Annotated in this window: 11 protein-coding genes; 6 read left to right on the top strand and 5 right to left on the bottom strand. The window is 63.5% G+C overall.

Going from position 1 to position 12,463, the window contains the following annotated elements; genetic code table 11:
* The first annotated feature begins 6 nt into the window (after positions 1–6).
* The 6 genes from GTP45_RS21040 (at position 7) to GTP45_RS21015 (ending at position 7,872) form a co-directional block, all read left to right on the top strand.
* A complete protein-coding gene (locus GTP45_RS21040) occupies positions 7–1,359 on the top strand; it encodes a cytochrome c (protein WP_161015814.1) in 1,353 nt (450 codons plus the stop codon).
* 130 nt (positions 1,360–1,489) lie between these two features.
* On the top strand, positions 1,490–1,693 hold the full coding sequence (locus GTP45_RS21035) for a hypothetical protein (protein WP_161015813.1): 204 nt from the start codon (positions 1,490–1,492) through the stop codon (positions 1,691–1,693).
* Between the two features lie 68 nt (positions 1,694–1,761).
* A complete protein-coding gene (locus GTP45_RS21030) occupies positions 1,762–5,265 on the top strand; it encodes a response regulator (protein WP_161015812.1) in 3,504 nt (1,167 codons plus the stop codon).
* A 2-nt stretch (positions 5,266–5,267) separates the two neighbouring features.
* Positions 5,268–6,086, top strand: coding sequence for a CheR family methyltransferase (locus tag GTP45_RS21025; protein WP_161015811.1), 819 nt, complete (start codon positions 5,268–5,270; stop codon positions 6,084–6,086).
* 5 nt (positions 6,087–6,091) lie between these two features.
* A complete protein-coding gene (locus tag GTP45_RS21020) occupies positions 6,092–6,691 on the top strand; it encodes a chemotaxis protein CheB (RefSeq protein ID WP_161016163.1) in 600 nt (199 codons plus the stop codon).
* A complete protein-coding gene (locus GTP45_RS21015; RefSeq protein ID WP_161015810.1) occupies positions 6,691–7,872 on the top strand; it encodes a hybrid sensor histidine kinase/response regulator in 1,182 nt (393 codons plus the stop codon). The genes GTP45_RS21020 and GTP45_RS21015 overlap by 1 nt, the downstream gene beginning before the upstream one ends.
* Positions 7,873–7,875: 3 nt before the next feature.
* Here the strand turns inward: GTP45_RS21015 and GTP45_RS21010 are convergent, their stop codons facing one another.
* The 5 genes from GTP45_RS21010 to GTP45_RS20990 are packed head-to-tail and all read right to left on the bottom strand — an operon-like array spanning position 7,876 to position 12,462.
* Entirely contained in the window at positions 7,876–8,280 is a 405-nt protein-coding gene (locus tag GTP45_RS21010; RefSeq protein WP_229258572.1) for an EF-hand domain-containing protein, read from the bottom strand.
* A gap of 32 nt (positions 8,281–8,312) precedes the next feature.
* Positions 8,313–9,878, bottom strand: a complete 1,566-nt coding sequence (locus GTP45_RS21005; RefSeq protein WP_161015809.1) for a S10 family serine carboxypeptidase-like protein — start codon at positions 9,876–9,878, stop codon at positions 8,313–8,315.
* Positions 9,879–9,926: 48 nt separating this feature from the next.
* The gene (locus tag GTP45_RS21000; protein ID WP_161015808.1) at positions 9,927–10,403 is read right to left on the bottom strand and encodes a nucleoside deaminase; all 477 of its coding nucleotides are present in this window, start codon (positions 10,401–10,403) and stop codon (positions 9,927–9,929) included.
* Positions 10,400–11,383 carry an aromatic ring-hydroxylating dioxygenase subunit alpha gene (locus GTP45_RS20995; protein WP_161015807.1) on the bottom strand — a complete coding sequence of 328 codons (984 nt, stop codon included), beginning with the start codon at positions 11,381–11,383 and terminating at the stop codon, positions 10,400–10,402. The genes GTP45_RS21000 and GTP45_RS20995 overlap by 4 nt, the downstream gene beginning before the upstream one ends.
* A 2-nt stretch (positions 11,384–11,385) precedes the next feature.
* Positions 11,386–12,462, bottom strand: coding sequence for a BMP family ABC transporter substrate-binding protein (locus GTP45_RS20990; protein WP_161015806.1), 1,077 nt, complete (start codon positions 12,460–12,462; stop codon positions 11,386–11,388).
* Position 12,463: the final 1 nt, after the last annotated feature.

Here is a 12,463-nt window from a genome sequence, read left to right as displayed (position 1 = left end):
GACGACATGAGCAATCTGAAAAAAGCAATCCTGGTCGTCGCTGGCGTGGTGGTAGTGGGCGTAGTGGGCGCGTTTGCCTATGGCTCGCAGGCTACCGCGACCAAGGACATCGGGCCGGGGGCGTTCAATCTGGCGGCGCCGAGCGCGCAGCTGATCGAGAAGGGCCGCTATCTGGCCGTGGCGGCGGACTGCGTGGCTTGCCACACGGCGCCGAAGGGCCAGCCGTTCGCAGGTGGCCTGTCGATGGCGACGCCGATTGGTGCGATCTACAGCTCCAACATCACGCCGGACAAAACCACCGGCATCGGCAACTACAGCTTGAATGACTTCGACCGCGCCGTGCGCCACGGTATTGCGCCGTCGGGCGCCACGCTGTATCCGGCCATGCCGTATCCGTCCTATGCCAAGGTGACGGATGACGATATGCGCGCGCTATATGCCTACTTCATGCATGGCGTGCAGCCGGTGACGCAGGCGAATCGTGGGCCAGACATTCACTGGCCGCTATCGATGAACTGGCCGCTGGCGATCTGGCGCAAGACTTACGCGCCTGCGGTGGAGCCGCTGGTGTTGAGCAAATACCAGAGCGATGCGCTGGCGCGTGGCGCCTACCTGGTGCAATCGCTGGGTCACTGCGGCGCTTGCCATACGCCGCGTGCTGCGACCATGCAGGAGTTGGCGCAGGATGAGTCGAATCCCGCCTACCTGGCTGGCGGCCCGGTGATTGACGGCTGGCTGGCGGTGAACTTGCGCAGCAATCCGGCCGGTGGCCTGGGCCGCTGGACTGAGCAAGACATCATCGATACGCTGAGCAAGGCGCGCAATGCGCATTCGGCGGTGGTTGGCTCGCCGATGGCGGACGTGGTGTCGCACAGCACGCAGGAAATGTCGCCGGAGGATTTGAAGTCCATCGCCGTCTACCTGAAGTCGCTGACGCCGGGGCCGGATGAGAAGGCGCGCTATGCGGCAAGCGATGCCACTGCCAAGGCGCTCAAGGCCGGGCGCGAAGAGAATCGCGGGGCGCAGCTTTATCTCGACAACTGCGCCGCGTGCCACCGCACGGATGCGACCTCCAACGCCAAAGTATTCCCGGCGCTGGCGGGCAATCCATCGGTGCTGTCGGACGATCCGACCTCGCTGATTCGCCTGGTGCTGGCGGGCAGCAAGCTGCCGTCGACCAAGGGGGCGCCGTCGGCTCTCGGCATGCCGGGCTTCGCATGGCGTTTGTCGGACGAGGAAGCCGCGCAGCTGGTCACCTTCGTGCGCCAAAGCTGGGGCAACCAAGCCTCCGCACCCGACGCCGGCCAGGTCGCCAAAATCCGCAAACAAGTGGATGCCGAAGCCGAAGTACAACACTAAGTAACAGCAACACTGCTGGCCGCGCCGAGGGTTGCCCCTCCGCGCGGCCATTTTCATTTACGCAGATCACAGTCGCGCCTGCAGAACAGCGATATCTTGGCCGAATGCCCCTTGAGTCGGGATGCCAACGATGTCCTTTGAAATTCAAGAGGATGGCAAGTTCTTGTTGATTGACATTGAGGGGCCGGCTGATGAATCGCTGGGCGAGAGGCTGGCGGTGCTGGTGGATGCGATGGTTCCGGGGCGGATGGCGGAGGATGCCTGGATGGTGGTTTTTACGCAGCATGAGCAGGTGGTCGATAGTGATTGTGGTGGCATGCTTGCGCACGGTTGAAATGGGGGCTGAGCTAAACTTGTATTTGAGATAAACTCGTTGCTTCTCATGCTACTTTGGCTCTTACTATGCCCAATACCACCACGTTGGACGAACGCGGTTTCCGTCGGATTCTTGTACGTAATGTGACCCTGCCGCTTGCTGCCGGCGTGGTCAGTGCCGGGGTGTTCGTGGTGTTGCTGGTGTACTTGATCACCACCATGAACTGGGTCGAGCACAGCGAACGCGTGATCGGCAACGCCAATCAAATCGGCAAGGAAATGGTCGACATGGAGACCGGCATGCGCGGCTACCTGCTGGCCGGCGATGAGGCTTTTTTACAGCCGTACATCCTGTCCAAGCCGCGCGCCGCCGCCAATCTGGCCGGCTTGGCGAAAATGGTGGAGGATAACCCGGCGCAGGTCGATCGCCTGCGCACCATCCAGTTCCAGCAACAGCAGTGGGATCAATACGCGCAGGAGATGATCCGGCTGCGCGCCGCCAACGGCGATGTCACCGGCCCCATGAAGACCGGACGCGGCAAGGCGCAGTTCGACGAGATCCGCCGCCAGCTCGATGCTTTCGTCAGCGCCGAGCTGCGCATGCGCCAGGAACGCAACGACCAGGCGCGCGCCGTCACGATCTGGGTGGCGGCAATTTACTTGCTGCTGACGCTGGGCGTGGGCGGCATCCTCGCCTGGTTCGGCAAGCGTGAGTTGACCGGGCTGTCGCGCGTCTACACCAAGGCATTGAACGAGCACGCCGAGCACGCCGAGCTATTGCAGCAGCAGGCGTGGCTGCGCACCGGCCAGAGCGAACTGGCGCAGCAGGGCATCGGCCAGCTGGCCTTGCCGCAGCTGTCGGCGGCCTTGCTGCAATTCCTGGCGCGCTATATGGGCGTGGTGGTCGGCGCGCTATATCTGCGCGCGCCGGATGGCAGTTTCCGCCGCGTCGCGTCGTACGGTTTCAGCGATAAATGGGAGCAGCGCGGCCAGCAATTCAAGCCGGAAGAAAGCCTGGTGGCGCAAGCGGCGCTGGAGCGCCGCATTATCCGTCTCGAGCCGCTGCCGGCCAACTATGTTCAAGTCAGTTCCGGCCTGGGCGCCGCCGCGCCGGCCGGCGTGCTGCTGGCGCCGGTCGATAGCGATGGCGATATCAACGGCGTGGTCGAACTAGGCCTGCTGCGCCCTATCACCGAGCGCGATCTTGATTTGCTGACGCTGGTGAAGGGCAATATCGGCAGCGCGATTGAAGCGAGTGTGTCGCGCCAGCGTTTGCAGGAGGTGCTGTCTGAAACTCAGCAGTTGAACGAAGAATTGCAAGTGCAGCAGGAGGAACTGCGCACCGCCAACGAAGAATTGGAAGAGCAGTCGCGCGTGCTGGAAGCATCGCAAGCGAGCCTGGAAAATCAAAAGGCCGAGCTGGAGCAAACCAACGAGCAGCTGGCCGAGCAAAGCCAGGCGCTCGATCAGAAGAATGCGGAGTTGCTGAAGGCGCAGCAAGACCTGGAAGAGCGCGCGCGCGACCTGGAACGCGCCAGCCAGTACAAGTCGCAATTCCTCGCGAATATGTCGCATGAGTTGCGTACGCCCCTGAATAGTTCGCTGATCCTGGCCAAGCTGTTGTCCGAAAACGCCCTCGGCAACCTGAACGACGAGCAGGTGCGCTTTGCCAATACGATTTATTCGGCCGGCAACGACTTGCTCAATTTGATTAACGACATTCTCGATATCTCCAAGGTGGAGGCCGGCAAGCTGGATTTGGTGCCGGAGTCGCTGTCGGCGCGCCACGTGGTGGAGGGCATGGCGATGGTGTTCGAGCCGCTGGCGCACCAGAAGAAGCTGGCGTTCCGGTTGGCCGTGGCCGATGACGTGGCCGCGCAGATGGTGACCGATCGCCAGCGCCTGGAGCAGATTCTCAAGAACCTGCTGTCCAACGCGCTCAAGTTCACCAGCACCGGGCAGATTACCTTGTCGGTGAAGGCAAACGGCGATGCGGTGGCGTTTTCGGTGCAAGACACCGGCATCGGCATCCGCGCCGAGGATCAGCAAAGCATCTTCAACGCCTTCCAGCAGGCCGATGGCACCACCAGCCGCAAGTACGGCGGCACCGGCCTCGGGCTGTCGATCTCGCGCGACCTGGCCAAGCTGCTGGGCGGCGCGATTACGCTGGTGAGCGAGCCGGGCAAGGGAAGCTGTTTCACGCTGACCTTGCCGGTGGCGTGGACAGCGCCCGAGCCGGGGCCGCGCTTGGCGTCGGCCGACGCGGGCGCGGGCGCGCCGGCTCCGCACGACGGCGCCGAGCGGCCTGCCGCCGGCCCGCCTGCCGTGGAACAGGCGCCGGCCGAGCCGGTAGCGCGCGCCTTTGACGATGACCGCGCGCTGATCGATGCCGCCGGCGAAGCGCGCGGCCGGCTGGTGCTGGTGGTGGAAGATGACGCGCCGTTCGCCCGCATCCTGTATGACCTCGCGCACGAGCAGCAATACCACTGCCTGGTCGCCTTCAACGCCGACGAAGGCCTCGGCCTGGCGCGCCAGTATTCACCGGACGCCGTGCTGCTCGACATCCGCCTGCCCGACCGCTCCGGCCTGTCGGTGCTGCAACTGCTGAAAGACGACGCCCACACCCGCCACATCCCGGTTCACGTGGTCTCGGCTTCCGACAACGGCGAGGCGGCGCTGCACCTTGGCGCGATCGGCTACGCCATCAAGCCAGCCACGCGCGATCAGCTGATGGAAGTGTTCCGCCGCATCGAAACCAAGCTCACGCAAAAAATCAAGCGCGTGCTGCTGGTGGAAGACGACGACCGCCAGCGCGATAGCGTGGTGCAGCTGATCACCGATGACGATGTCGACATCACCGCCGTCGGCAGCGGCGCGGAAGCGCTGGAACTGCTGCGCACCACCATTTACGACTGCATGATCATCGACCTCAAGCTGCCCGACATGCAAGGCAACGAGCTGCTGCAACGGATGTCCAGCGAGTCGCTGGCGGCGTTCCCGCCGGTGATCGTGTACACCGGCCGCAACCTGTCGCGCGAGGAAGAAGCCGACCTGCACAAGTATTCGCGCTCCATCATCATCAAGGGCGCGCGCTCGCCGGAACGCCTGCTCGATGAAGTGACGCTGTTCCTGCACAAGGTGGAAGCCCAGCTATCGAGCGAGCGCCAGCGCATGCTGAAAACCGTGCGTTCGCGCGACCGCGTGTTCGAAGGCCGCCGCATCCTGCTGGTGGACGACGACGTGCGCAACATCTTCGCCCTCACCAGCGCGCTGGAACAAAAAGGCGCACTGGTGGAAGTCGGCCGCAACGGTCACGAAGCCCTGGAAAAACTCGATACCGTCCCTGACATCGACCTGGTGCTGATGGACGTGATGATGCCGGTGATGGACGGCCTGGAAGCCACGCGCCGCATCCGCGCCGACGCCCGCTTCGCCCGCCTGCCCATCATCGCCATCACCGCCAAGGCCATGAAGGACGACCAGGAGCAATGCCTGGCCGCCGGCGCCAGCGACTATTTGGCGAAGCCGATTGATCTTTCTCGCTTATACTCGCTGCTACGGGTATGGATGCCGAACGCGGAACGGAGCTAGTCATGCAGCACAGCGACACCGAGATCGAGCTGAAGATGTTGATGGAGTCCATCTACATGAAGTACAGCTACGATTTCCGCGACTACACCGGCGCTTCGCAAAAGCGCCGCGTGCTGCACGCCGTGCGCGAGATGGGCTGCGACAACATCTCGGCGCTGCAAGCGCGCATCATCCACGAGCCGGCCGCCTTCAGCCAGTTGCTGCAATACCTGACCATTCCCGTCACCACCATGTTCCGCGACCCCGGCTACTTCGCCGGCCTGCGCGAACACGTGATCCCGGTGCTGCGCACCTACCCGTCGCTGAAAATCTGGATCGCCGGCTGCAGCACCGGCGAGGAAGTGTATTCGATGGCCATCCTGCTCAAGGAAGAAGGCCTGCTGGAACGCAGCATGATCTACGCCACCGACATCAACCCGCAATCGCTGGAGAAGGCGCGCAAGGGCGTGTTCCCGCTGGAGGCGGTGCGCGAGTACACCGCCAACTATCAAGCTGCGGGCGGCACGCGCAGCTTTTCCGATTACTACACGGCGGCCTACAACGCCGCGCTGTTCGAGCCGTCGTTGTGTGAAAACGTCACCTTCGCCGATCACAGCCTCGCCACCGACGCCGTGTTCGCGGAAACGCAGTTGATCAGCTGCCGCAACGTGATGATCTATTTTAAGAAGAAGTTGCAGGAGCGCGCCTTCGGCCTGTTCCACGAATCGCTGTGCCACCGCGGTTTCCTCGGGCTGGGCAGCAAGGAAAGCATCGACTTCTCCGCCTATGCCCCGCACTTTGAGCCGGTGCTCAAGCGCGAGCGGCTGTTCCGCAAGCGCTGACCATGATGACGCCCGCAATCGCTGCCGCGCTAGCCGGCCGCTCGGTGGAGGCGGTGGTGATCGGCGCCTCGGCCGGCGGCGTTGGCGCTCTGCTGCGCTTGCTGCCCGGCCTGCCGGCCGGCTACGGCTGCGCCATCATGGTGGTGCTGCATGTGCCGGAAGGCCGGCAAAGCAATCTGGCCGGGGTGTTCCAGACGCGCATGCGCTTGCCCGTGCGCGAGGCGCGCGATAAAGAAGAAATTTCCTCCGGGACGCTGTATTTTGCCGGTTCCGGCTACCATTTATCTGTTGAGTGCGATCGCAGTTTTTCGCTGAGCTGTGAGGAGCGCGTGCACTTCTCGCGCCCTGCGATTGATTACTTGATGGAATCGGCGGCCGATGCCTACGGGCCGGCGCTGCTGGGCATCTTGCTGACCGGCGCCAACCAGGACGGCGCGGCTGGGCTGGCCGCGATCGGCATGGCCGGCGGCTTGACGGTGGTACAGTTGCCGGCGGAGGCCGAGCAGCCCATCATGCCGCTGGAAGCCATCCGCCTGCGCGTGCCGGACTTGATTTTGCCCTTGGATGATATTCACTCACTGCTGCTGATGCTGGAGACGAAGTAATGCACGACGCCACGCCCACCAAGTTGCTCATCGTTGACGACTTGCCGGAAAACCTGCAGGCGCTGGAAGCGCTGATACGCGGCGACGGCCGCACGGTGTACCAGGCCGGCTCGGGCGAGCAAGCCTTGGCCCTGCTGTTGCAGCACGACTTCGCGCTGGCCATCCTCGACGTGCAAATGCCGGGCATGGACGGCTTCGAGCTGGCCGAGCTGATGCGTGGCACCGAGAAAACCCGCTCCATCCCCATCGTCTTTGTGACGGCGGCCGGCAAGGAGTTGAACTACTCGTTCAAGGGCTACGAGGCGGGCGCGGTGGACGTGCTGTACAAGCCGCTCGATTCATTCGCGGTGAAGAGCAAGGTGGAAGTGTTCGTGGCGCTGTACCAGCAGCGCGACGCCATGCGCAAGCAGGTCGAGGCGCTGGAAGCGGCGCGCCGCCAGCAGGAAGAAACCCAGGCCCAGTTGCAGCACGCGCTGCGCATGCGCGACGAGTTCATGTCGATGGTGTCGCACGAGATGCGCACGCCGCTCAATACGCTGTATCTCGAAACCCAGCTGCGCAAGATGCAGCTGGAGCGCGGCAATATGGCGGCCTTCGGCCCCGATCAGTTGCGGCGCATGGTCTCGCGCGACGACCGCCAGATCCAGAACATCGTGCGCCTGATCGACGATATGCTGGACGTGTCGCGCATCCGCAGCGGCAAGCTGTCGTTGCGGCTGGGCTCGGTGGAACTGGCCGGCATGCTGGGCCGCGTGGTGCAGGATTTGACGCCGCAAGCGGCGACGGCCGGCACCAGCATCGTGCTCGACGCGCCGGTGCCGGTGCGCGGCTGGTGGGACGATTTCCGCATCGAGCAGATTGTGATGAATTTGCTGACCAATGCGCTGCGCTACGGCGGCAGCCAGCCGGTGGTGGTGACGCTGGCGGTGCTAGCCGATAGCGTGCGCATCGACGTGCGCGATAGCGGCCCCGGCGTGAAGCCGGAACATCAGGCCAAGATTTTCGAACCGTATGAGCGCGGCGTCGGCAGCGAAGCGCCGGCCGGCCTGGGACTGGGCTTGTACATCTCGCGCCAGCTGGCCGAGGCGCACAACGGCAGCCTGACGCTGAGCAGCGTACCCGGCGAAGGGGCGGTGTTCAGCTTGACGCTGCCGCGCACCGAACCGCCGGCGGCGGAATAAGGCCTAGCGCGAGCGCGCTTCCTCGCGCCGCTGGATCAAATAGGCTTTCAAGTCATCAAAGCTGACTTTGCCTTTTTGGCCGGTATCGATGTGTTCAAAGTTTTTGTCCACGAAGCCGAGGCCGGCCTTGCGCGCCTCGTCGCGGGTCAGCATGCCGCTGCCGTCCTGGTCGGCTTCATCAAAGCGCTTCTTCAGCTTCTGCATGGCCTGGTAGCGCAGCAGGATAGGGCCGGACGAGTAATCGCGCAGCGGCTTGCGCAGCGCCGGCGGAATGTAGGGTTCGGGATAGGCTGGGGATGAGCGCACGGCGGTAGGCGCCGGTGCTGCCGGTTCCGTGGTCGGCGTCTGCGCGCCGGCATGCGACATGGCCATCGTGGCGGTCAACATGGCTAGTTGCAAAAGCTTCATGGTTGTCTCCCCCGCATCTGTAGATGCCTGGCTTAGTGTGACACTGTGACGCTGTTCAGGAAATTAATCAAATCTTGTTGCTGTGCGCGGCGCGCGGTGTCGTCTAGATACGTCATGTGACCGCTAGCATAGTATTTCAGCACTATTGACTGGTTTTCACCGAGCCGCGCCAAGTCCAGTTCGGTCTGGTGGTGCGGCGTGGCGAGGTCGTGGTAGCCGCTGACGGCAAGGATCTTCATGGCCGGGTTCAGCGTCATGGCGGCGGCCAGGTCGGGGATGGTGTCCGGCAACTGCTTGCCGTCGTGGCTGAAATTCCAGCGGTTGATGATGTCGATAAACGGCGCGTAGGCCGAGCCGGCCGTGTAGTGCAGCTCGTTGGCGAGGTAGCTGACGATGCTGCTGGAGAAGCTGGCGTTGACCACCGTGAGCGAAGGATCGCCGTCGCGGGTCAAGGCGCTGCCAACGGGCGCAGTCACGCGGGCATCGTAGCGGCCCACCAGTTGGCCGGGCACGGCGTTCTGCTGGTAGTAGCCGGGCTGCATGTCGAAGTTCTGCTGCCACATCAGCGTGCTCATGCCGGTCAGCGTGGAAAGCTGGCCAAGCACGGCGGCCGGCGGCGCGACGTTGTTGGCGAGGTAGGCGCTGATCGCGTTGCGGTAAGCGCCGGTGGCAAAGCTGCGCGCCGCCTCTGCCGAAATGGCCGGTGCGCGCTGGTGGTAGCTGCTGGTCATGGCGTAGGTCGGGATATAGCCCTCGCAGCTGATGGCATTCGGATCGAGCACGCCGCAGTTGCTGTTGTAATCCATGATGGCCGATTGCAGGATCAAGCCGTCGATCTGCACGCCGGCTGTCTCCAGCAGGTTGGCCAGCACCGCCGTGCGCGGCGCGCCGTAGGATTCGCCGAACAGGAATTTGGGCGATGCCTCGCGCTTGTTGACGGCGACGTAGCGCTGCACAAAATCGCGGAAGGCGGCGGCATCCTTGTCCACGCCCCAGAAGTCGGCGTTGGTGTTGGGCGCGACGGCTTGCGTGTAGCCGGTGCCGACCGCGTCTACAAACACCAGATCGGCAACCGCCAGCAGGGTTTCCTGGTTGTCCACCAGCTGTACCGGCGGGATGGTGGCGGTGGGGATGGTGCTGACCATGCGCCGCGGGCCAAACGAGCCCAGGTGCAGATAGGTCGATGCCGAACCGGGGCCGCCGTTGTAGAAGAAGATCACCGGCCGCTTGGCGGCATCGCTGGCCGCCACGGTGTACGCCACATAGAAGAAGGAGACGCTGGCCTTGCCGGTTTTGACTTCGACGGCGGTTAGGTGGCCGCTGGTGGCGGTGTAGTTGAGCTGCGCGCCATTGAGCTGGATGCGGCTGGCGATGACGGCGGCTTTTTCATTTGGCGCAGCCAGCGAGGCATTGGCTGCGCTGGAGTAGACGGCAGCATCGGCAAAGGCGCCAGGAACGGGGGGCGTGGTGACGGGCGGCGTGGGCACCGTGTTGGTAGCGCCGCTACCGCCGCCTCCACCGCCGCCGCAGCCAACGAGAATAGCGGCCCACGCCACCGCCGCAGTCCGCCGCCATTGCAATCTTGTGCAAATCGCCACGATACCTCCCGTCGAGATGTATCGTGAATCATACGCCCAATTCAGGACTTATTTGTGCCAGAAATCCTTGTGCGCGATGCGGGCTTCGTCCTCGCGCAGCGGCCCGATTACCTCGGTCGGACGCTGGCCGGCGGCGAACACGGTGCGGCAGGGCAGCGACAGCGTCGGGTTTTCGGGATCGCTGCCGGTCAGCTCCAGCAGGCTCGCTTCCGACATTGCATACACCACGCGCCCGACGCCGCTCCAATACGTGCCGCCGCTGCACATGGCGCATGGTTCGGCGTTGGCGTACAGCGTGGCGCCGGCCAATTTCGCAGGGCTGTACTGCTGCGAGGCGATGCGCAGCGCGTTCATTTCCGCGTGCGCGGTGCGGTCGCTGCTCGATGCGTTCATCGCTTGTGAAATCACGGTGCCATCGGCTGCCACCACCATGGCGGCAAAGGGATGATGGCCTTCGTCGCGCGAGCGCTGCGCCAGCGCCAGTACGCGGGTGAGGAATTCGTGGTCTTGCGGTGTTGGGTTCATCTGATGACTCCGTATTGCAGGTCTTGCTGTTTCAGGTAGCTGCGGTAGGCCAGCGACATGCGGTCGCACAGCACTGATACTTCCGCGCCGGGCGTCAAAGGCAGGCGCGCTGGATACTGGCTCTCCAGGATCGGCTTATCCTGCAAGAAGATGGTGTCCTGGAATTCGCGCATCGATTCGTAGCTGGAGACGAAATCGTTGAGCGCCATGATGATCCACACGCGCGTGCTGGTCTCGGTCAGCGGCTGCGAGAACAACGCAATCGCTTCGCGGATCGCGCCCGGCGGATGCTTGGTCAAGATGGTGGTCAGTGGACGCACCACGCGGTAGGTGTATTCGATATCGCTGCCGCCGGTGGCGGAGCGGCTGGCTTGCGGCTGCCATGCGTAGCACTGCCTGGCCCACACGCCGCTGCCGTATTCAGGATCGTCAAACGTTTCGACCGTGTAGTCGGGCACTGTGGGCTGATCCTTGTCGCCCAAAATCCCCTCGTGCACAAAGGCGAAATGCGCCATGTCGAGGAAGTTCTCGACGATGCGCGGCGCGCTGGCCTGCACGTCGTAATGGCCGCACCAGACCTTGCGCAGCTTATCGTCGGCAAATTCAGGAAAAGCCGGAGGGCCGGCATGCGCAGGCGTGCCGAGACACACCCACGCCATGCCGTACTGCTCCTGTACCTGATACGTCGCCACCTGCGCCTTTAGCGGCGCTTGCGGCAGGGCGGGGATGTGGATGCAGCGGCCCTCCTTGCCGAAGCGCCAGCCGTGATAAGGACAGGTCAGCGAGTCGTTCTGCAAGCTGCCCATGGAAAGCCGCGTGCCGCGATGCGGACAGCGGTCTTCCCATGCATGCAGCACGCCTTCGCTATCGCGCCACAACACCAGGCGCGTCTCCAGCAGGTCGGTGGCCAGCATGGCGCCGGCCGCGATCTGCGTGGAGAGTGCGACCGGATGCCAGTCGTTGTACAGGACTGGATCCATGCTTACTTCGGAATCGTGCCTTCCACGCCCTGGACGTAGAAGTTAATCGACAGCAGATCCTTCTCAGGCATCTTCACGCCGGCCGCCACTTTGATGGCGCCCGATTGATCCTTGATCGGGCCGGTGAACGGATCGAAGGTACCGGCAGTCATCGCGGCCTTTTTTTCCTCGAAGATTTTGGCTGCGTCGGCAGGCACCACGGCGTTCAGCTTAGACATCTTGACCATGCCTTCTTTCAGGCCGCCGCGATACGCGCCGGTTTTCCAGCTGCCCGCCAATACGGCTTTGGCGGTGCTGATGTAGTAGCCCGACCAGTCGTTGGTTGCCGCAGTCAGGTGCGCTTTCGGCGCGAACTTGACCATGTCCGAATCCCAGCCGAAGGCGTACACGCCTTTTTCCTGCGCCACTTGCAGCGTGGCCGGCGAGTCGGTGTTCTGCGCCATCACGTCCGCGCCTTGCGCTACCAGCGTTTCTGCGGCTTGGCGTTCCTTGGCCGGGTCGTACCACGAGTTCACCCAGATCACCTTGGTCTTGATCTTTGGATTCACGCTTTGTGCGCCGAGGGTGTAGGCGTTGATGTTGCGGATCACTTCCGGCACCGGGAAGGAGGCGATGAAGCCGAGCGTATTCGACTTGGTCATCTTGCCGGCCAGGATGCCGTTCAGGTAAGCGCCTTCATACAAGCGCGACTCGTAGGTGCCGTAGTTCTTGCCGCTCTTGAAGCCGGTGGCGTGCAGGAAGGTCACGCCGGGCGTGGTCTTCGCGACTTTTTCGGTGGCGTTCATGTAGCCGAAGGAGGTGGTGAAAATCAGCTTGTTCCCTTCCGCCACCAGCTTGCGGATCACGCGCTCGGCGTCCGCGCCTTCCGGCACGTTTTCGACGTAGCTGGTTTTCACTTGCGCGCCCAGTTCCTTCTCCAGTGCGAGGCGGGCTTGATCGTGAGCGTAAGTCCAGCCGGCGTCGCCGACCGGGCCGACATAGACGAAGCCGATCTTCAACGGGTCTGCTGCAAACGAAGGTGCTGCGGCCAGCGCGGTGGCGGCAGCCAGCGTAGCCAGTACTTTGCGACGATTCATCATA

It is taken from the genome of Duganella rivi (assembly GCF_009857435.1).
Lineage (GTDB): Bacteria > Pseudomonadota > Gammaproteobacteria > Burkholderiales > Burkholderiaceae_D > Rugamonas > Rugamonas rivi.
This window is presented reverse-complemented; position numbering and strand designations above follow the sequence as displayed.